The sequence below is a fragment of the Microvirga sp. CF3016 genome, assembly GCF_036314085.1.
In the GTDB taxonomy this organism is placed as follows: Bacteria; Pseudomonadota; Alphaproteobacteria; order Rhizobiales; family Beijerinckiaceae; genus Microvirga.
The window spans coordinates 67,807-85,058 of sequence record NZ_JAYGGM010000006.1 but is presented as its reverse complement, the minus strand read 5'-3'; the positions used below and the strand labels follow the sequence as shown (position 1 = coordinate 85,058).

The window sequence follows — 17,252 nt, the reverse complement described above, 5'->3', positions numbered from 1 at the left end:
GGCCCCACTGATCAATATATAGGCGTTTTCGGCCGATCCGTGAAGGGCGAGCCCTTACCCCCTCCGGATCAGGGTGCCCGCGCCGTGGTCGGTGAACAGCTCCAGGAGCACCGCATGGGGCACCTTGCCGTCGAGGATAACCACGGCTTCCACGCCCTTTTCCAGAGCATAGATGCAGGTTTCAATCTTCGGGATCATGCCGTCCGTGATGGTGCCGTCGGCAATCAGGCGGCGGCAATCCTCGATGGTCATTTCCGGGATCAGGTTCTTGTTCTTGTCGAGAACACCCGGGACGTCGGTCAGGAGCAGGAGACGCTTGGCGGTCAGGGCACCGGCGATGGCACCGGCGAAGGTGTCGGCGTTCACGTTGTAAGTCTGGCCGTCCTGGCCGATCGCGACCGGAGCGAGAACCGGAATCAGCTCGGCCTGCAGCACCTGGTCCAGAACCGCCCGGTTCACGTGCTCGGGCTCGCCGACGAAGCCGAGATCCACCACCTTCTCGATGTTGGAATCAGGGTCGACGGCCGTCCGGGTCACCTTCCGGGCGGTGACCATGTTGCCGTCCTTGCCGGACAAACCGACGGCCTTGCCGCCCTCGGCGCCGATCCAGCCGACGATCTGCTTGTTGATGGAGCCCGCGAGCACCATCTCGACCACCTCGACGGTGGCCGCGTCCGTCACCCGAAGGCCGCCCTTGAACTCGGACTTGATGCCGAGCTTTTCGAGCATCCTGCCGATCTGCGGCCCGCCGCCGTGAACCACAATGGGCTTAATGCCCGATTGTTCGAGCAGAACCACGTCCTCGGCGAAGTCCTCGGCCGCCGCCCGGTCGCCCATGGCATGGCCGCCATACTTGATCACCACCACCTGCTGGTCGTAGCGCTGCATGTGCGGCAGGGCCTGCACGAGCACTTCAGCCTGCACATGAACGTCGGGGAGGGGGGTGGACGGATCGGACATGAACGGCTCCGGCGCGGGGATCAGGATCAAACGGCCTGCCTTCTAGCTGAATGAAGAGCCGCTGCAAACAGAGACTTCAAGCCCGCAGGCGAAGAAGGGCGGAGATGCCCACCAGCAGCCATCCCAGCATGAGGAGAATGCCCCCAGTGGGTGCGGCTCTCGGGAAGAGCGCCACGCCCGAAAAGGCCCGGCGGGAGAGGTCGCCGCAGAACAGGGCGAGGCCGAGCACCAGCACATAGCCGGCGATCTGGGCCAGCAGGGGGTTCACGGCGCCCGCTGCCATCAGGGCCACGAGGGCGAGCAGGGCAGGGGCGTGGAAGAGCAGGAACTGCGCCGCAGTCGTAAGATTGCCGCCCGTGATGTGGGCGGCGGCGGCCGAGAGGCCGACGCCGAGAAGGCCTGAGAGGGAAGCAAGAACAAGGAGAAGGCGGGCCGCGAGGGTCATCCCGCGCCTCTTTCGCTGAGAAGCTGGGCAATCTTGGCGCGCAGCTCCGGAATACCGAGGCCCGTCCGGCTCGATGTGGGCAGGATCTCGGGATAGGCGGCGGCGCGCCTTTCGATCTTCTGCAGGGTGTCGGCCATGCGCTTGTCGAGCTCGCCCTTCTTCAGCTCGTCCGCCTTCGTCAGGACGATCTGGTAGGACACGGCGGCCGTGCCGAGGGTCTCCAGAACCGCCTCGTCCACCGGCTTGATGCCGTGGCGGGCGTCGATCAGCACGTAGACGCGGGCAAGGCTCGCCCGGCCGCGCAGGTAATCGTGGATCAGCTGCGTCCAGGCCTCGACCTTCTGCTTCTCGACGGCCGCGTAGCCGTAGCCCGGCATATCGACCAAATGGAAGCGGTCGTTGATGTTGAAGAAGTTGAGCTGCTGGGTGCGTCCGGGCGTGTGCGAGGTGCGGGCGAGGGTGTTGCGCCCGGTCAGAGCGTTGACGAGGCTCGACTTGCCGACATTGGAGCGGCCCGCGAAGGCGATCTCCACCTTGCTCATGGGCGGCAGGTTCTTCAGGGAATTCGCAGCCCAGATGAAATCCGCCTCGCCGGCAAAGAGCTTGCGGCCGATCTCGAGGAAGGGGTCGGTGTCCTGGTTCGGGGAGCTTGTCTCGGTCATGAGGCCCTTATCGGCGCTTGGACGGCATTCTTCAAGGCACCCGGCGGATTTCATGCCGAGGAACTGACCGCTCACAGCCAGAACGGTTCGGCCTTGGAGAGTGACTTCATGGCGGCCTCGCTCTTGTCGAGAAGCTTCTCCCGCTGCCGTTCCAAGCGCTCGGGTGAAATCTCCTGCAAGGATGGGACGAGGGATCCGCCCACCGCGAGATCGTTCAATTCACCAAGCATTTCCTGGATATCCTCCAGGATGGCCAGAAGCGTCTTACGGCGCTTCTGCGCCTTGGCGGAGGGGAAGAGCGAAGCGAAGAACTCGACTCCATAGCGCAGCTTCTTGATGCGAATCCGCAATTCGTGGCGCTCTTCGTCGCTGAGCTCCCGCAGGAGCTTTCCGAGCTTGCGAATGCGTTTGAAGCGCCGCGTGAACTCGGACGATGCGAAGTCGCGAGCGGGATGCTCCCGGGCCTGTCTGCGGCCTTTATCATCGGCCGTCATCCAGGCGCCGGATTCGATCCAGGCGGCAGCCTGCAGGACCACATCCATGAAGCGGCGGGATTCGAGAGTTTCCAGCAGTTCCTCATAGGCCTGCGCCCGCCGCCGCTCCACCTCGTCGACCTGTGAACCATCAGGCTCGGAATCCAGGGAACGGAGCCGCTCCAGAAAGACGTCGAGGTCGCGCGCGGTGCCCATCGCCTGGCCGGCCCAGCGGAGGTCCTCCTTGATTGCGGCGCTTTCCGCGTCGCTCAGCAATTGGGTCCTGAACAGCGAAAGGGCGGCCCTCAACCGCCGGAGGCCGACCCGCATCTGATGCAAGGCTGCGGGGTCCTGAGCCTGCCGCACAAGGGGTTCGTTTTGCAGCATCTGGGCCAGGCACGATCGCGCAATGACCTGGAATGCGTCGGCACAGGACGCCTTCTTTCGAAGCTCTACCTTTTCCGCCTTGAACGGGCGAACGGGTTCCTTCTGCAGGAGGCGATAGCCACGCTCGGATTTCGCCACAGTGGAGAGGCGCAGCGGGGCCGCTTCGTTCAAGCTTCTCGCGAGAGCGAAAAGGCTTGTCGCGCTGCCCCGCCGCAGCTCGAGTTCCATCTCTGAGAACATGATCGCATCCTTCTCGCCGGACGCCTTGGCGCGGTCGAGCGCCACCTCGATGAGGGCGTCGTCGAACTCGACCTCGAAGGCCTTCCGCTCCGTCTCTACTTCAAAGACCGGCTTGATGCTGTCTCGCACTTCCCTGTCGGAGATCAGTGCCTCGAGCGGCGTGCCGGCCGCCGCTGCGAAATCGAGTTCCCCGTTCACGGAAGTTTCCCACTCGCCGCGATCCATGGCGATTCCACGGTGATTGTCCTCGGCCTTGATGGTCTGGATGGCTTTGCCGTTCCTACGGCGGATGCGCAGGCTGATGCCCTCCCGGCGCAGGGCATGATCGTCGGTGTCGAAGTAGACGGCGTGCAGATGGCCGCTTTGATCGGGAAGAGATTGAGCCCCGGCGAGGATGCGATGTTCGAGAAGCGTATCGGGCCCGCCGGAGGCGAGCTCCAGCTTGAGTTCGACCTCGCGGGGCTGTTCAGCCGGGCTCGATGTCCGTTTCCGCCGCCCTTTGGGATCGCTCATAAGATGTCGCCCTATGTCTCAATGGTAATTCATATAGATGCGAAGCCTCCGGAGAGAATGATGCCGCCGGGGGTAAGGCAGCACAATTCTGGGAGCGACTGTGAAGGCCGCCGTCTGTCACCGCATTCCTAAAGAAAAATCCCCGGGACGAAGCCCGGGGATGATCATTGTCGCTAGATGGCCGCTCAGCCTTTGGCCGGGCTGGTCTTGCGGCTGAAGGTCTTGCGCAGGTTGTCCCAGAGCTCGATCTTCACGCCGTTACGGCGCATGATGAAGGCCTGCTGGGACACCGAGAGCAGGTTGTTCCAGGCCCAGTAGATCACGAGGCCGGCGGGGAACGAGCCGAGCATGAAGGTGAAGATCACCGGCATCCAGGCGAAGACCTGCTTCTGAACCGGGTCCGGCGGCTCCGGGTTCATCTTCATCTGCAGCCACATGGTGATGCCCATGAGGATCGGCCAGACGCCGAGCAGCAGGAAGTGGCCGATCACCGGCACCGCACCCGGGTTGTAGGGCAGGAGACCGAACAGGTTGAAGATCGAGGTCGGATCGGGCGCGGCAAGATCGCGGATCCAGCCGAAGAAGGGCGCGTGGCGCATCTCGATGGTGACGAAGAGCACCTTGTAGAGCGCGAAGAACACCGGGATCTGGATCAGCACCGGCCAGCAGCCGGCGACCGGGTTGATCTTCTCCTTGCGGTAGAGCTCCATCAGCGCCTGCTGCTGCTTCATCTTGTCGTCGGCATAGCGCTCGCGGATCGAGGTCATCTCCGGCTGCACCGCCTTCATCTTCGCCATGGAGGCGTAGGACTTGTTGGCGAGCGGGAAGAACAGGATCTTCAGCAGCACCGTCACGAGCAGGATCGCGACCCCGAAGTTGCCGAACAGGTGGAAGAAGAAGTCGAGCACCTTAAAGAGCGGCTTGGTGATGAAGTAGAACCAGCCCCAATCGATCAGGAGATCGAAGTTCTTGATGTTCAGGGTGCTATGATAGGCGTCGACGGTCGCGACCTCCTTGGCGCCGGCGAAGAGGCGCTGGGTCACTTCCGTGGTGGCGCCGGGCTGAAGAGTCTGCGGCGTGCCGGCCACGGTGGCCTGATAAGTGCGATCCGCCGTCTGGCCCTGCTGCGAGGTGAAGGAGCCCTGGAACGGCTGCGTCTGATCGGGAATGACCGCCGCGGCCCAGTACTTGTCCGTGATGCCGAGGAAGCCGCCGGTAACGGAGTTCCAGAGTTCTCCGACGGTGTTCGAGCCGGAAATCGGGTCCGCCTTGTCGAGATTGGCGTAGGTGATCTCCTGCAGGCCCTCATCCCCGAGGACGCCGATCATGCCCTCGTGCAGCACATAATAGCCGAGGGTGACCGGACGGCCGTGCCGGGACACGAGACTGTAGGATTGCAGGGTCACGGGAGCCGAGCCGCGGTTCTCGACCGCGTCCTTGACCGTGAACATGTACTTGTCGTCGACCGAGACCGTGCGGCGGAAGACCAGACCCTGCTCGTTCTGCCACGTCAGGGTGACCGGGCTGCCGGGAGTCAGCGAGGTCTTGTCGGCCGTCCAGACGGTATTCTGGTTCGGCAGGCTGCCGGCCTGGGCGCCGACCCAGCCGAATTCAGCGTAATAGGGATTCTGGGTGCCGGTAGGCGACAGGAGGACGATGTTCGGGCTCCTGGGATCAACGGTCTCGCGATAGTTCTTCAGAGCCACGTCGTCGATGCGGCCGCCGCGCAGGTTGATGGAGCCGGCGAGGGCAGGCGTATCGATGCCGACGCGCGGCGAGCTGGCGAGGGCAGCCTCGCGGGTCTGAACCGTCGGAACGGCCGGGGTGTTCGGAACGGTTCCGGGCACGGTCGGCGAGGCCCCGCCGGCCTGGCTTGGGCTGGCGGGCGGGTTCGGCGCTGTGGGATTAACCTGCGTGGATTGCGCCTGCTGGGCGGCCTGCCGCTGTCTTTCGGCCTGCGGAGCTGCAAAGAAATATTGCCAGCCTAGCAAGATCGCCAGCGACAGCGCGATGGCGACGATAAGGTTTCTGTTGTCTTCACGCATGGGAATGTCCGCGACGCTCGCCGTTGGGGGGAGGTGAGGAGGGGTGGCGACGCTCTGCCGGCTGGGCGCTTTTCGGCCTGGTGACTGCCCGCAGCGCGCGCCGAAGATCGTCGATGAGCAGGTCGAAATCGGCGGTCAAGATATCGCGGCGTCCGATGACGACCACATCCGCATCGATATTCGCGTAATCCCGGCCCGCCGTGGGAATGGCAGCCCGGAGTCGGCGCTTGATCCGGTTGCGCTCGGTGGCATGGCCGACCCGTTTCGTGACCGTGAGGCCGAAACGCAGGCCAAGACCGGAACCCGCGCGCAATCGAGCCTGGACCGACATCCGCTCGGTATGAAAGCGGCGGCCAGAGGCCGCCGCGACGAAGTCAGGTCTTTTCGTCAGACGCCCGAGGCTTAGCTCTGCGCGAGGCTCGCGCATCGGGCTATCCTAAGCTGCTTACGCCGACAGGCGCTTGCGGCCATGGGCGCGGCGAGCGGCAATGACCTTGCGGCCACCCTTGGTCGCCATGCGCGCACGGAAGCCGTGGCGGCGCTTGCGAACCAGCTTGCTCGGTTGATACGTCCTCTTCACGGCACATCTCCGGTCGAATGGGGCAGCGGTGCTCGATGGCTCGCGCCCGTCTGGTTTAAGATGGGGTTGCCCCCGAAACTGTCTCGAAAAAACGATCAGCGCCCCAGAAGAGCGCTGTCAGCTTGCGGGCTTATGACGGAATGGAGGGGCAAAGTCAACGCCGCTCTGGCCTTTATGCGGCAATCGGCCCGGCGTCTTCGCGACCGTAGCGGGCCCATGCGCTTGGCCGCACAAAGCCCTACATATGGCACTGAATCAGGAGGGTCCATGGCCGACGCGCAGCCAAAGCCTCATAGCTCAAAAGGGCCTAGTCGTCTCTGGCGCACTTTGCCTCTTGTACTGCTTGTCCTGGCCGTAGGAGCCGTCTTTGCAACGGGCCTGCACCGCTCCTTGAGCTTCGAGACCTTCATCCGCTATCAGGCGTGGATTCGGGATCTCGTCGCCGCCCGTCCCTGGACGATGCTGGGGGCATTCTGCCTGATCTATGTGGTGGCTGTGACCCTGTCCCTGCCGGTTTCGGCTTTTCTGACAACCATCGGCGGCTACCTCTTCGGCTGGGCGCTCGGCGGAGTGGTGGCTTCCATGGCAGCCACCCTTGGGGCAACCAACATCTTCCTGATTGCCCGCACCTCCGTGGGGAGGCCTCTCCTGAAGAAGGCCGGGAGCCGGATCCAGGGCCTCGCAGCAGGCTTCCGAAGGCAGGCTTTTCTCTATCTTCTCTCCCTGCGCCTGATGCCCGTGGTGCCCTTCTGGCTGACGAATCTCTCCGCCGCCTTCTTCGGCATGCGCGTGAGGCCCTTCGTGCTGGCGACCCAATTGGGCATGCTTCCCGTCTCTTTCGCCTTCGCTTTCGCCGGATCAGGGCTCGACGAGGTGATCTCACGGCATGAGCAGCGTCGCGCCGATTGCCTTGCGGCGGGTCAAAGTGAATGCACCGCCGGTTTCGATGCCGGAAGCCTGTTGACGCCAGAGTTGATGATCGCTCTAGCTATCCTAGGAATTTTGGCGCTGGTGCCGGTCGTGCTGAGGCATTGGCGCCGGCAGGCCGTCGATGAGGGGCAATGATCAAGCAGGTGGAGAGGACCGGCAGGGTTAAGTCATCCCTCCCTACTTTTATCCCGGGTAAAGTCGGGCATGGCGGTGGAGTTTCTCGTGTCGGCGGCCCAGAATCCCTGATCGCGGCGACTGGTTCTCGTGGTTCGCCGCCTGGAATGAAATTGGCATGAGCCGCGAGCAGACCACTTTGGCGGGACGGTTTTTGAGCCAGTTCGGGCTCTCCGCGCGCCTGCTCCTGCTGACGGTGCTCTTCGTGATGATCGCGGAGGTGCTCATCTATGTGCCCTCCGTGGCCAATTTCCGGCTGACCTGGCTGAACGACCGCCTGGCGGCGGCGCAGATTGCCGCCATGGTCCTCGATGCCGCGCCCGAGGAAAGCCTGTCGGAAGAGCTGGAGATGCGCCTCCTGCACGGTGTCGGCGCCAAGGCCATCGCCCTGAAGGGAGGGGGGCGCCGGAGCTTGCTGGCCACGGGCGACGTGCCGCCGGAAGTGAGCAAGACGGTCGATCTGCGCGATGCGAAATGGGTGACCCTGGTTCAGGATGCCTTCGACGCCCTGTTCAATCCTGCCGACAAGCCAATTCGCGTCATCGGGGCCGGCATGGGGGTGGAATTCGTCGAGATGATCCTCGATCAGGGGCCTCTGCGGCATGCCATGATCGAGTTTTCGCGCAACATCCTGTTCCTGTCGCTCTTCATCTCCATCATCACCGCAGGCCTCGTCTATCTCACCCTGCAATGGGTCATCGTGCGGCCCGTACGCAGGCTCACCGGCAACATCGCGGAATTCTCCAGCAATCCGGAAGATGCCTCGCGGGTCATCCGGCCGACCGACCGCGTCGACGAGATCGGCCTTGCCGAGCAGGCTCTCGCCCGTATGGAGACGACCCTGGCCGACGAGCTGCGCCAGAAGAGACGCCTGGCGCAGCTGGGCCTGGCGGTGAGCAAGATCAACCACGAGCTGCGCAACATGCTGACGACGGCGCAGCTTCTCACCGATCGCCTCGATCACGTCAGCGACGAGAGCGTCCAACGCATCGCCCCCAGGCTCGTCAATACCCTCGACCGAGCCATCGCCTTCTGCGAGACCACCCTGGCCTATGGCCGGGCGACGGAGCCCCTGCCGCAGCGGCGGCTCATTCCCCTGGCACCTCTGATCGCGGAATTGTCGAATCTGACCGATCTCGCACCCGAAGTCGGCATCGCCTTCGAGGCGCAGGTGCCGGAAGACCTGATGATCGATGCCGATCCGGACCAGCTCTCCCGGGTTCTGGTGAACGTGGTCCGCAATGCCGTTCAGGCCCTGAGCCAGACCGGATCGCCCGAGGGGCAGCCCCGGATCGACGTAACGGCCTCCCGAGAGGGAGGCACGGTATGCATCCTGATCAAGGACAACGGTCCCGGAATCCCCGAGCGGGCGAAGGCCAATCTGTTCACACCCTTTCAGGGCTCAGCTCAGAAGGGAGGGACAGGCTTGGGCTTGCCGATCGCCGCGGAACTCGTTCAACTCCACGGCGGGACGATCACCCTCGACGAGAGCCACGGCAACACCTGCTTCAAGATTGCGATCCCGGACCGATCATCCGCGATAGGGGCAAACTGAGGCTTTCCGCATATCTTCTGCACGAAGAGGCTTGCCAACCGGATCAGATCCCTCTATGTCACCGGCCTCGGCGAACGTTGCTTCCCGCAACGACCTGCCGACCAAGCGCCCGTAGCTCAGCTGGATAGAGCACCAGACTACGAATCTGGGGGTCAGAGGTTCGAATCCTTTCGGGCGCGCCATTTCTTCCTTACATCGATGCAGGCGAGACAGACGCTTAAGGCCGCGGCCACGCGTGCCGCAGCCCTTTGTGCCTGCTCTCCAGGCCTGGGTTCAGACCTCGGCCGCCGGCGTGACGCCCAGGTCGTTGAGCTTGGCTCGAACCTCCGTGACCGGCCTCTTCAATTTCAGGCTGATCACCGATACCGGAATGCCCTCCCTGGCGAGGGACAGAAGCGCTTGGACGGATTCATAGTTCCAGGGCTCTCCAGCCGGATTCATGACAGGCTCTCCATGCATTTGAGGCGCAAGCGTCCGCCGCAAGTGCGGCGAGATCATGAAAATTCAGGCTTGGGAAATCTGTCCGCCGCAACCTTAGCCGAAGCTGTGCGTTCCTTGTGGAGGCAACACTCATAGGGACCGCATCATGAGCATCATCTGGACCATCATCATCGGCTTCGTGGCCGGTCTGATCGCAAAGTGGATCATGCCTGGCCGGAACGAGCCCTCGGGCTTCATCATGACCACCATTCTCGGCATCGTGGGTGCCGTCGTCGCGACCTATCTCGGTCAGGCCCTGGGCTGGTACCGGGCCGATGAGGGGGCGGGGTTCATTGGCGCCATCGTCGGTGCCGTCGTCGTGCTCTTCATCTATGGCCTGATCGCCGGACGCCGTTCGACGTCGTCATATTGATCGGTCCCGAGATCGAGAGCGAAACGCAAGGGCCACAGCAGAGCTGTGGCCCTTTTTGCATCAGCTGTGGTGGGCGATGCGGTCCCTCCCATGCGAGCCGGTGAGAGCCGCCTTGACGGGGCAATTGCCCACATAGCCGCGCCAGGCCAAATAGGAGCCACCCAGGAGCGCCAAGATGTTCAAAAGGGGGTTAGGGCGCGGTTTGGCGGCCGCGGCCGCAAGGCCGAGACCGGCCAGCATATAGGCGCCGCGCTCGGGCGTGCTGAGGTTGGGCTCTCCGTTCATCAGCGATCCGGTCCTGGCCGAGATCATGTTGGTCACATCGGTTCTCCTTGTTTCACCTTGCCCGAACGCGACGTGAAGCGGTGTTGTTCCCGGCGAACAACCGTGCGGAACTGGGGCTCCGCTGCAGCCAAAAAGCAGACCGGTGCCTTCGTCCAAACAATGCGATGGATTGAATCGGTTTCTCGGAGCAGAAGCTGAATAGCATCGAGGAACCCCAAAGCTTGACCTTCGTTGAGTCCACGCTCAACGAAGGAGTTGTTACCATGGCAACCAAGGAAAAGACCCTGAACGACCTGTTCCTTCACACCCTGAAGGACATCTACTACGCCGAGAAGCAGATCCTGAAATCCCTTCCGCGGATGGCCAAGAACGCCGAATCCGAGGAACTGCGCCAGGCCTTCGAAACGCACCGCGAAGAAACGGAAGGCCAGATCGAGCGCCTTGAGAAGGTCTTCGAAATACTCGGCAAGCCCGCTCGCGGCGTGCAGTGCGAGGCCATCAACGGCATCATCGAGGAAGGCAAGGAAGTCATGGAAGACTTCGCGGACAGCGAGGCTCTGGATGCCGGCATTCTCGCCGCCGCGCAGGCTGTCGAGCATTACGAGATCACCCGCTACGGCTCCCTGAAGACCTGGGCTCAGGAGCTGGGCATGGACGACGCTGCGAAGCTCCTTGATCAGAACCTTCAGGAAGAGAAGAAGACCGACAAGCTGCTGACCGACCTCGCGGAGGCCCGCGTGAACATGAAGGCGGCCTGACGAACAATCAATGTCCAAAGACAAGCCCCGCGCTCGTAGAGAGCGCGGGGCTTTTGCGACCGTTCCAGAAGACCAGCCTCAATGCCGATGGGCCAAGCCCGGGGCGATCTGCGTGTCCAAGATCAGGCGCATGGAGCCTGACGGGGTGATCTCGAGCGCGGCTTTCATCGTATCGGGGGCTTCCACCAGATGCATGAAGGCGAGAAGCCTCAAGCGTACGATGGGAGGAAACTGAGCAAGACAATGCGCCAGGTTCTGAGATGCGCGATCGATCATCTCCTCCTGGACGAAGGACGAGAGGGGAGGGTTCTCCTCAGGCAGCGACATGCGGCACCCGATCATTGTAGGAGGAGATATCGGAAGCTCGTGAGAGGTGGGAGCCGCGTAGGCCCGCCAGCCTGCTAACGTGCTCCAGAGTTTCCTCAGAGACGCGAATGGCCGCTGCAATGCAGGGCTGACCCTCAATCATGGTCGGCAAGCCGAGCGGCCGGACCTTAAATCCAGTCTGCTGCCAGCGTGGCAGCCACCACATCTCGACAATTGCCGTGACTTCCGTGATGTCCTGCTCAAGACAAAATTGCTGGAAAGCTGCCAAGAGGCGGCAATCCGTGCGGCCGGTACGCCGTTCCTTGACGACAAAGTAGCGCGTGCATTCGAGGATGGCGGGACCTTTTAGGATGACTTGGTTTCTGACGAGATGAGGGAAGGTCTCGCTGATCATATGTGGCAGGAGCGTCGGGTAAAGCCTCAGGCCGCCAATGACCCTGCCCTTGTCGAGCGCGATCAGATAGGTTGCATGATCGTTGTCGTAGGCATCCACCTCTCTTCCATCGTGGCGCCTGAGGGCCTGCCAGCCTCTCTCCTCGACGAAAACCTCGTGCCTCAGGCGGAAATACTCATCGAGAATCTCTGAGTAATTGGTCTTGTTGTCTCGCGTAATTACCTGGATTGTGGTCATGCCCCATACTCTCCGGTTTGTCGGAGAGCAGTGTCCACAGCTTGCGACACTTGAGTATTGTAGGAAATTACAGGTGCATTTACGTTAGATGTCGATCAGTCGGTGCTGAAGCGCTCGGGCTACTGCGTGTGTCTTGTTGGCAGCGCTCAATTTCTGGCAGGCGCTGCAGATATGGGCGGTGATGGTTCTTTCCGTCACGCCCAGTATCTCGCCGGTGTCTGCCGCGGACTTGCCCAATGCTGCCCAACGCAAGGTCTCCTTTTCGCGGGCAGTCAGCGGATTGGGTGGTGGAGACGGAGCCAAGACCAGTCTGGCTCGCTCGAAGGCGTAGATGGCCATCAAATGAAGTGCGGGCTTGGTCTGCGGAGTCATGTCGAGCTGGGGGCCGCTCATGGAAAGGCAGGCCTCGAAGCCGTTCAATCCGTGGATTGGCAGGCAATAGCCCTGTCTCATGCCGAATTCCGCCGCGCCACGCATGATCTGCGCCCCTTTCGGGTTTGTTTCCGGATCGCACGGCGCCTCGGCCCATTCAAAAGGTTGGACGGTCTGCCGGCAGAGACGGATCACAGGATCATGGCGGTCGAATCCGTTCTGGGTATACTGGCGATACCATTCCAAGGGCCATTTCTTCAAGAGAATCAAGGTCTCGATACGCTGATCCGGATGCGGCAGTCCGGTCATGATGAAATTCTCGAAACCAAAGCGGGCAAAGGACCGCTCCATGGCATCGACAATATCTTCAGGCGTGGTCAGACGATCCAATTCTTCAACAAAGTCAAAGGCTTCCGCCGAATGGTCAAGGCCACGGCCGCTCACGGGTTCCTCCGGATGATATACAACCTACAAGAACATGATATAATGTATCACAACTTATAGCTTTGTATCGAGATATTGCTACCAAAAGTTACATAAACCGCGTAAGCAGCACAAGATGGGCAGAGGCAGGAGCGATTTTTGCAGAAGAAGTCCCCCAACCAGATCGATAAGCATATCGGCAGCCGGGTCAGGGCCCGGCGGATCATGCTCGGGATGAGCCAGGAGAAGCTCGCAGATGCTCTCGGGCTCACGTTCCAGCAGGTTCAAAAATACGAGAAGGGCGTCAACCGCATCGGCGCAAGCCGTCTGCTGCACATGGCCGGCATTTTGGACGTCAATATCGAGTTCTTCTTCGAAGGAGTTCCCGGACTGCGTGCGGGTGGGTTTTCCAACGACAGCCTTATGGCCGAGTTTTTGACGAGATCGGAAAGCGACCGCCTCGTGCGCGGCTTCCTGAAGCTGAAGGATGACGAGGCCCGTCGGAAGGTTGCGGACCTTGTCGATTGGCTCGCCTCGGCCAGCTGAGGTCCTCGGCCGGCAACCCTCTTTCAGGAATGCTTGACCTCTAAAGCATTGAGCCCGGGAGACCTTCGGAACCTGCTGCGCTTCTAATGGTTACTCACTCACGATTGAGAGAGGTTGACCATGGGCGTGGGACAGCAAAACACCAACAGGCAGCAGGACAACGGCAACGAGGATTGGGACGCGCTCAAAGGCGATGTCGGCGATATCGCAGGCGTTGCGGCGGAGCGCAGCCGATATTTCATCGATTCCGCTCGAGAGCAGGCCACGGACTACGTCGACCGCCGCAAGGACGATATTGCGCAGTCCGTTGCCGACTTCGCCACGACCTTGCGCGAATCCACCCATTCCTTCGATGAGCGGCCCAATATCCGGGCCGTCGTCGACACGGCAGCCGAAGGCTTGGAGCAGCTTGCGGATTCCATCCGCGAGCGGACCTTCGCAGACTTCTTCAACGAGTTCGAGGATGTGGTCCGCCGCCGCCCGGCTACCGTGGCGGCCGTATCCGTCGCCGTCGGCTTCCTGGCTGCGCGCTTCATCAAGAGCACGGCGGAGGATCTGCGCTACGACAACGTGAATATGGGCCAAGCTCAGAGTGGGCAGGCCCGTGCGAGGCAGGCCCAGCGCTCCCGCGCTGGAACCGGCGCCTGATGGAGGCCCCCATGCAGGGCAACGGCAACCAAACCATCCAGGGCCTCGTCGGTGAGGCGCTGCGGGAATCGACCGATCTCGCGCAGAAGGAATTCACGCTCTTCAAGACCGAGGTATCCCAGAACATCCGCACCCTCTTCATAGGGTTGGCCATGCTCGTCGTGGCAGCGGTCTTCGCCATTGCTGCTGTCATGCTTCTGACCGAGTCCCTGGTCGAGTGGCTGGCAACCGTCGTCAATTCCGAAGCGCTCGCGGCGCTCATCGTCGGTGGAGTGCTGGCACTGATCGCTATCGGCCTCGGACTGTGGGGACGCAGCGCCATGACATCGTCCTCGCTTACGCCGCAGAGAACGATGCGATCGCTCAAGCGCGATGCGGAAGTCCTGTCCGAGAGAGGTGCATGATGACGACGCAGAGCCTGCAGGAGCTGGAGCAAGACATCGAGCGCAGCCGCGCTCAGCTCGACCAGACCATTGATCGTCTTCAGGACAAGATGTCCGTCTCCGGCGTCGTTGACGACATGCTCGGTACTGCCCGCAACGGCCAATACGGGCCGCTCTACGACAGAGTCCTGGACACGGTCAGGCGTAATCCGGTTCCGGTCATGTTGATCGCCATGGGCATTGGGCTTCTCGCCTACCGGCTCGGGCGGTCCGCGACCCCTCGGACAACCCGATTGATTGCAGCCGATGAGGATCTCATCACCGAGGAGCATCTCCTTATGGAGATGGAGGATCCGCGCCTTTATGGGGCGGAAGCAGCGCCTCTGCACTCGTCTGATCCGATGTTCGAGCGCCCCGGCACGAATTCCCGCTTTTGATGGATAGAACAGGAGCTTCCCATGGCGAACACCAAGAACGAAACCGGCAAGCCGGCGGATAAGCCCAGCAGCGCGCAGTCCGGAACAGCCGGCAACGTTTCTGCTGGAACGTCGGTCGGCAATATCGGCGAGGCGCCCATGCCTCATGCTCATGATCAGCGGTCGGCCCAGGGCTCCGGCACGACCGGCGGCTCTCAGGCCACGGGCCAGGCCACCGGCGCACAGAAGAATCAGTCGTCGCAGCAGAATGCTCAGGATCAGAGCGGTTCAGTGGCCGGCAAGGCTCAGGAAGCTGCGGATCAGGTGCGCCAGAAGGCGGAAGATGCCTATGAAGGAGCATCCGAATGGGCGCGCGACACCTATGAGCGCGCGTCTCATTGGGCGTCCGGGACCTATCAAGGTCAGCGCCGTCGAATGAACCAGATGGGCGGCCGCTCGGCACGCGCCTTCGGCAATGCCCGTGGCGGTGTTCAGAGTTATGTTTCGGAAAACCCCATGGTGGTCGGTCTCGTGGGTTTGGCCGCAGGCCTTCTCCTGGGCGCTCTGCTGCCGCGCACCCGTCGTGAAAACGAGATGTTCGGCGAGTGGGCCGATGAGGTTCGCAACCAGGGTCTGCGTTATGCCCGCGACGCCGCCAGTCGCGGCCGCGAATATGTCGAAGACGCCTTCAGCGGCGAGGAAGCCCGGTTCAGCCGACACGAGAGCGAGTTCGAAGGCCAGCGCGACGCCAATCGCCATTAAGCGCCTAAACCTCTGATGATAAGAGCGGCGCCGGTGAAAGCCGGCGTCTTTTTCGTGTCCGCTGGAGGACGTGCTGTAGAAGCAAAAACGGCCACGGCGAGATGATGCGCGTACATCCGGCGTCATCATCTCGGCATCGTGACCGCATCTGGTGGACGATTGCGCCACCAGGATGAACGAGAGATGGGAATGGACCGCCCGGGATTCAAGAGCCCAATGGGCGGAGGCTCCCGTCAAGTCCGCAGAGAAAAGTCCTTTCTTAACTCTGATTCTTCAAAAACGTGTCTTGGAAGTCTTGAGCTGGAACGAGGCGCAGCCGAACTTGTTGCCTCTGCACAAGGACAAAACTTCCTATTCCCGTGGAATTCGATGACAGAAGCGATCCGGTCGCAGGATCGGCGTTGGAGCTGGGGCATGCGTATTCTGATACTGGAGGACGATCCGTGGATTGCGACTGACCTGCAATCCATTCTCGAAGCCGAAGGCCACGAGATCGTCGATTCTCTCGGCTCCCTCGATGAAGCGTACCGTCGTCTCGATAGTGAGTTCGATTGTGCCTTGCTTGATGTCGATGTGATTGGCGGCAAGAGTTTCGGCGTGGCGGAAGCTCTCATCGAGCGGCAGATACCCTTCGTCTTCGTATCGGCCTCCAAGCCTTCGGATTTGCCCCAGACCCTTCAGCAGGCGGCTTTCGTCGCGAAGCCTTTCGAGGAGCGGACGCTTCTGAAGTCGGTAGAGTGTCTCACTCTCAACCGACTGCCCTGCTGATGAGGCTTCAGTCGGGAACCCGCCAGGGCTCGACGACGTCATCTGTCGTCATACAAGATTCGCGCTTTGGTTTCTGCTGCAAATACATTCCCGAAGATGGCGACGCTCAAGCCGCCCGGGCGATGAACACGAGCACGGTGACGATGGCCTATCTCGGCCGACTCGATCCGAAGGCTGCTTACGATAAACTCAGCGCTGTCGTATCCCACAACCTTGAGGCTTTCCGGCTTCAGATCGCGCATGTGGCGACACGGCCGAAGTTCGAGCGTCTGCACCGCCTGTCGAGCGATCTTCTTCCCGGCTACACCCATGCGAGCTGCAAGGACCTCTACCGTGATCCGGATCTGCGCCGTCTGATCGAAACGAAGCTCGCGGCGGCGGGGCAGCTCGCCCGTGAGAACGACGTGCGGCTCAGCATGCATCCCGGCCAGTTCTGCGTAATCGCCTCGGCCAACCCGGCAGCGGCCGCCAATGGTCTGGCAGAGTTCGAATACCATGCCGAGATCATGACCCTCATGGGATATGGAGACGGCTGGCACCCCCATGGAGCCCACATCAACATCCATGGCGGTGCCAAGGCTCTGGGCGCCGAGGGCATCCGGAGCGGGCTTGCCCACCTGTCCAACACGGCCCGCAATCTGATCACGATCGAAAACGATGAAGTCAGCTTCGGCCTCGACGATCTCCTGCCACTCGTGGATGACGTGCCGCTTGTCCTCGATCTGCATCATCACTGGATCATGAGCCAGGGCGAGTATATCGAGCCGGACGATCCCAGAATTGTCCGCATCATCGATTCCTGGCGCGGCGTTCGTCCGGTAAGCCATGTCAGCGTCTCCCGGGAGGACCTGCTGCCCGACCAAGACATCGGAGCGCTTCCGGATTTTCAGGCCTTGGTCGCGGCAGGGATCAGGCCCAAGGATCTGCGGGCCCATTCGGATCTCATGTGGAACGAGGCCGTCAATGACCTGGTGATGCGCCACCTCTCATGGTCGGATTTCGAAATCGAGGCGAAGCTCAAGAACATCGCCACGGAGGGTTTGGCCCATCATGTGGAGAGGAGACGTACCGTATATGGAATGAAATAACGTTAACTATCGCTAGGATTGGAACCAA

23 protein-coding genes and 1 tRNA gene are annotated in these 17,252 nt (G+C 61.8%); 12 read left to right on the top strand and 12 right to left on the bottom strand.

What is annotated here, in order from left to right:
• Positions 1 to 54 precede the first annotated feature (54 nt).
• The 7 genes from argB to rpmH all read right to left on the bottom strand — a co-directional run bounded on the left by argB (position 55) and on the right by rpmH (position 6,305).
• Entirely contained in the window at positions 55 to 960 is a 906-nt protein-coding gene (argB, locus tag VB672_RS10585) for an acetylglutamate kinase (protein ID WP_329784160.1), read from the bottom strand.
• A 76-nt stretch (positions 961 to 1,036) separates the two neighbouring features.
• Entirely contained in the window at positions 1,037 to 1,405 is a 369-nt protein-coding gene (locus tag VB672_RS10580) for a DUF423 domain-containing protein (protein ID WP_329784159.1), read from the bottom strand.
• A complete protein-coding gene (gene yihA / locus VB672_RS10575; RefSeq protein ID WP_329784158.1) occupies positions 1,402 to 2,067 on the bottom strand; it encodes a ribosome biogenesis GTP-binding protein YihA/YsxC in 666 nt (221 codons plus the stop codon). The genes VB672_RS10580 and yihA overlap by 4 nt, the downstream gene beginning before the upstream one ends.
• Before the next feature lie 71 nt (positions 2,068 to 2,138).
• Positions 2,139 to 3,680, bottom strand: a complete 1,542-nt coding sequence (locus VB672_RS10570; protein WP_329784157.1) for a CYTH and CHAD domain-containing protein — start codon at positions 3,678 to 3,680, stop codon at positions 2,139 to 2,141.
• Between the two features lie 185 nt (positions 3,681 to 3,865).
• Positions 3,866 to 5,725 (bottom strand): membrane protein insertase YidC, encoded by a 1,860-nt coding sequence (gene yidC, locus VB672_RS10565; protein WP_329784156.1) that lies wholly within the window; start codon positions 5,723 to 5,725, stop codon positions 3,866 to 3,868.
• Positions 5,718 to 6,152 carry a ribonuclease P protein component gene (gene rnpA, locus VB672_RS10560; RefSeq protein ID WP_329784155.1) on the bottom strand — a complete coding sequence of 145 codons (435 nt, stop codon included), beginning with the start codon at positions 6,150 to 6,152 and terminating at the stop codon, positions 5,718 to 5,720. The genes yidC and rnpA overlap by 8 nt, the downstream gene beginning before the upstream one ends.
• A gap of 18 nt (positions 6,153 to 6,170) precedes the next feature.
• Positions 6,171 to 6,305 carry a 50S ribosomal protein L34 gene (gene rpmH, locus VB672_RS10555; protein ID WP_027314822.1) on the bottom strand — a complete coding sequence of 45 codons (135 nt, stop codon included), beginning with the start codon at positions 6,303 to 6,305 and terminating at the stop codon, positions 6,171 to 6,173.
• A gap of 267 nt (positions 6,306 to 6,572) precedes the next feature.
• On the opposite strand from rpmH, the gene VB672_RS10550 reads away from it, so the two are divergent.
• The 3 genes from VB672_RS10550 (at position 6,573) to VB672_RS10540 (ending at position 9,146) form a co-directional block, all read left to right on the top strand.
• Positions 6,573 to 7,370, top strand: coding sequence for a TVP38/TMEM64 family protein (locus tag VB672_RS10550; RefSeq protein ID WP_329784154.1), 798 nt, complete (start codon positions 6,573 to 6,575; stop codon positions 7,368 to 7,370).
• A gap of 157 nt (positions 7,371 to 7,527) precedes the next feature.
• Positions 7,528 to 8,964 (top strand): sensor histidine kinase, encoded by a 1,437-nt coding sequence (locus VB672_RS10545; RefSeq protein ID WP_329784153.1) that lies wholly within the window; start codon positions 7,528 to 7,530, stop codon positions 8,962 to 8,964.
• Positions 8,965 to 9,069: 105 nt separating this feature from the next.
• Positions 9,070 to 9,146: transfer RNA gene (locus VB672_RS10540), tRNA-Arg, on the top strand.
• A gap of 91 nt (positions 9,147 to 9,237) precedes the next feature.
• Here the strand turns inward: VB672_RS10540 and VB672_RS10535 are convergent.
• Positions 9,238 to 9,405, bottom strand: a complete 168-nt coding sequence (locus VB672_RS10535; RefSeq protein ID WP_329784152.1) for a hypothetical protein — start codon at positions 9,403 to 9,405, stop codon at positions 9,238 to 9,240.
• A 145-nt stretch (positions 9,406 to 9,550) separates the two neighbouring features.
• On the opposite strand from VB672_RS10535, the gene VB672_RS10530 reads away from it, so the two are divergent.
• Positions 9,551 to 9,817, top strand: coding sequence for a GlsB/YeaQ/YmgE family stress response membrane protein (locus VB672_RS10530; RefSeq protein ID WP_329784151.1), 267 nt, complete (start codon positions 9,551 to 9,553; stop codon positions 9,815 to 9,817).
• A 60-nt stretch (positions 9,818 to 9,877) separates the two neighbouring features.
• Here VB672_RS10530 and VB672_RS10525 read toward each other — a convergent pair whose 3' ends face one another.
• Positions 9,878 to 10,129: a YgaP-like transmembrane domain gene (locus VB672_RS10525; RefSeq protein WP_329784376.1), complete on the bottom strand. Its 252-nt coding sequence runs from the start codon at positions 10,127 to 10,129 to the stop codon at positions 9,878 to 9,880.
• Positions 10,130 to 10,365: 236 nt separating this feature from the next.
• Between VB672_RS10525 and VB672_RS10520 the strand changes: the two genes are divergently transcribed.
• On the top strand, positions 10,366 to 10,860 hold the full coding sequence (locus VB672_RS10520; protein ID WP_329784150.1) for a YciE/YciF ferroxidase family protein: 495 nt from the start codon (positions 10,366 to 10,368) through the stop codon (positions 10,858 to 10,860).
• Positions 10,861 to 10,938: 78 nt separating this feature from the next.
• Here VB672_RS10520 and VB672_RS10515 read toward each other — a convergent pair whose 3' ends face one another.
• The 3 genes from VB672_RS10515 to VB672_RS10505 form a co-directional block, all read right to left on the bottom strand.
• Positions 10,939 to 11,187 (bottom strand): hypothetical protein, encoded by a 249-nt coding sequence (locus VB672_RS10515; protein WP_329784149.1) that lies wholly within the window; start codon positions 11,185 to 11,187, stop codon positions 10,939 to 10,941.
• Positions 11,174 to 11,818, bottom strand: coding sequence for an acyl-homoserine-lactone synthase (locus VB672_RS10510; RefSeq protein WP_329784148.1), 645 nt, complete (start codon positions 11,816 to 11,818; stop codon positions 11,174 to 11,176). The genes VB672_RS10515 and VB672_RS10510 overlap by 14 nt, the downstream gene beginning before the upstream one ends.
• A gap of 84 nt (positions 11,819 to 11,902) precedes the next feature.
• Entirely contained in the window at positions 11,903 to 12,634 is a 732-nt protein-coding gene (locus tag VB672_RS10505; RefSeq protein ID WP_329784147.1) for a LuxR family transcriptional regulator, read from the bottom strand.
• Positions 12,635 to 12,772: 138 nt separating this feature from the next.
• On the opposite strand from VB672_RS10505, the gene VB672_RS10500 reads away from it, so the two are divergent.
• The 7 genes from VB672_RS10500 to VB672_RS10470 all read left to right on the top strand — a co-directional run bounded on the left by VB672_RS10500 (position 12,773) and on the right by VB672_RS10470 (position 17,224).
• Positions 12,773 to 13,159 (top strand): helix-turn-helix domain-containing protein, encoded by a 387-nt coding sequence (locus VB672_RS10500; protein WP_329784146.1) that lies wholly within the window; start codon positions 12,773 to 12,775, stop codon positions 13,157 to 13,159.
• Positions 13,160 to 13,279: 120 nt separating this feature from the next.
• The gene (locus tag VB672_RS10495; RefSeq protein WP_329784145.1) at positions 13,280 to 13,807 is read left to right on the top strand and encodes a hypothetical protein; all 528 of its coding nucleotides are present in this window, start codon (positions 13,280 to 13,282) and stop codon (positions 13,805 to 13,807) included.
• 11 nt (positions 13,808 to 13,818) lie between these two features.
• Positions 13,819 to 14,211, top strand: a complete 393-nt coding sequence (locus VB672_RS10490) for a phage holin family protein (RefSeq protein WP_329784144.1) — start codon at positions 13,819 to 13,821, stop codon at positions 14,209 to 14,211.
• Positions 14,208 to 14,627 (top strand): DUF3618 domain-containing protein, encoded by a 420-nt coding sequence (locus tag VB672_RS10485; RefSeq protein ID WP_329784143.1) that lies wholly within the window; start codon positions 14,208 to 14,210, stop codon positions 14,625 to 14,627. The genes VB672_RS10490 and VB672_RS10485 overlap by 4 nt, the downstream gene beginning before the upstream one ends.
• A 21-nt stretch (positions 14,628 to 14,648) precedes the next feature.
• Positions 14,649 to 15,368 (top strand): hypothetical protein, encoded by a 720-nt coding sequence (locus tag VB672_RS10480; RefSeq protein ID WP_329784142.1) that lies wholly within the window; start codon positions 14,649 to 14,651, stop codon positions 15,366 to 15,368.
• Positions 15,369 to 15,737: 369 nt separating this feature from the next.
• On the top strand, positions 15,738 to 16,136 hold the full coding sequence (locus VB672_RS10475; protein WP_329784141.1) for a response regulator: 399 nt from the start codon (positions 15,738 to 15,740) through the stop codon (positions 16,134 to 16,136).
• A 122-nt stretch (positions 16,137 to 16,258) separates the two neighbouring features.
• Positions 16,259 to 17,224 carry a UV damage endonuclease UvsE gene (locus VB672_RS10470; RefSeq protein ID WP_329784140.1) on the top strand — a complete coding sequence of 322 codons (966 nt, stop codon included), beginning with the start codon at positions 16,259 to 16,261 and terminating at the stop codon, positions 17,222 to 17,224.
• The last annotated feature ends 28 nt before the right edge of the window (positions 17,225 to 17,252 follow it).

What these genes read in the sequence shown, in the direction of transcription:
- rnpA (WP_329784155.1), bottom strand. Translation starts at nt 6,152, where the DNA reads ATGCGCGAGCCTCGCGCAGAGCTAAGCCTCGGGCGTCTGACGAAAAGA.
- VB672_RS10475 (WP_329784141.1), top strand. Translation starts at nt 15,738, where the DNA reads ATGACAGAAGCGATCCGGTCGCAGGATCGGCGTTGGAGCTGGGGCATG.
- VB672_RS10480 (WP_329784142.1), top strand. Translation starts at nt 14,649, where the DNA reads ATGGCGAACACCAAGAACGAAACCGGCAAGCCGGCGGATAAGCCCAGC.
- VB672_RS10525 (WP_329784376.1), bottom strand. Translation starts at nt 10,129, where the DNA reads ATGATCTCGGCCAGGACCGGATCGCTGATGAACGGAGAGCCCAACCTC.
- yidC (WP_329784156.1), bottom strand. Translation starts at nt 5,725, where the DNA reads ATGCGTGAAGACAACAGAAACCTTATCGTCGCCATCGCGCTGTCGCTG.
- VB672_RS10485 (WP_329784143.1), top strand. Translation starts at nt 14,208, where the DNA reads ATGATGACGACGCAGAGCCTGCAGGAGCTGGAGCAAGACATCGAGCGC.
- VB672_RS10570 (WP_329784157.1), bottom strand. Translation starts at nt 3,680, where the DNA reads ATGAGCGATCCCAAAGGGCGGCGGAAACGGACATCGAGCCCGGCTGAA.
- VB672_RS10490 (WP_329784144.1), top strand. Translation starts at nt 13,819, where the DNA reads ATGCAGGGCAACGGCAACCAAACCATCCAGGGCCTCGTCGGTGAGGCG.
- VB672_RS10520 (WP_329784150.1), top strand. Translation starts at nt 10,366, where the DNA reads ATGGCAACCAAGGAAAAGACCCTGAACGACCTGTTCCTTCACACCCTG.
- yihA (WP_329784158.1), bottom strand. Translation starts at nt 2,067, where the DNA reads ATGACCGAGACAAGCTCCCCGAACCAGGACACCGACCCCTTCCTCGAG.
- VB672_RS10530 (WP_329784151.1), top strand. Translation starts at nt 9,551, where the DNA reads ATGAGCATCATCTGGACCATCATCATCGGCTTCGTGGCCGGTCTGATC.
- VB672_RS10545 (WP_329784153.1), top strand. Translation starts at nt 7,528, where the DNA reads ATGAGCCGCGAGCAGACCACTTTGGCGGGACGGTTTTTGAGCCAGTTC.
- VB672_RS10470 (WP_329784140.1), top strand. Translation starts at nt 16,259, where the DNA reads ATGAACACGAGCACGGTGACGATGGCCTATCTCGGCCGACTCGATCCG.
- VB672_RS10495 (WP_329784145.1), top strand. Translation starts at nt 13,280, where the DNA reads ATGGGCGTGGGACAGCAAAACACCAACAGGCAGCAGGACAACGGCAAC.
- VB672_RS10515 (WP_329784149.1), bottom strand. Translation starts at nt 11,187, where the DNA reads ATGTCGCTGCCTGAGGAGAACCCTCCCCTCTCGTCCTTCGTCCAGGAG.
- VB672_RS10535 (WP_329784152.1), bottom strand. Translation starts at nt 9,405, where the DNA reads ATGAATCCGGCTGGAGAGCCCTGGAACTATGAATCCGTCCAAGCGCTT.
- VB672_RS10510 (WP_329784148.1), bottom strand. Translation starts at nt 11,818, where the DNA reads ATGACCACAATCCAGGTAATTACGCGAGACAACAAGACCAATTACTCA.
- VB672_RS10550 (WP_329784154.1), top strand. Translation starts at nt 6,573, where the DNA reads ATGGCCGACGCGCAGCCAAAGCCTCATAGCTCAAAAGGGCCTAGTCGT.
- argB (WP_329784160.1), bottom strand. Translation starts at nt 960, where the DNA reads ATGTCCGATCCGTCCACCCCCCTCCCCGACGTTCATGTGCAGGCTGAA.
- VB672_RS10580 (WP_329784159.1), bottom strand. Translation starts at nt 1,405, where the DNA reads ATGACCCTCGCGGCCCGCCTTCTCCTTGTTCTTGCTTCCCTCTCAGGC.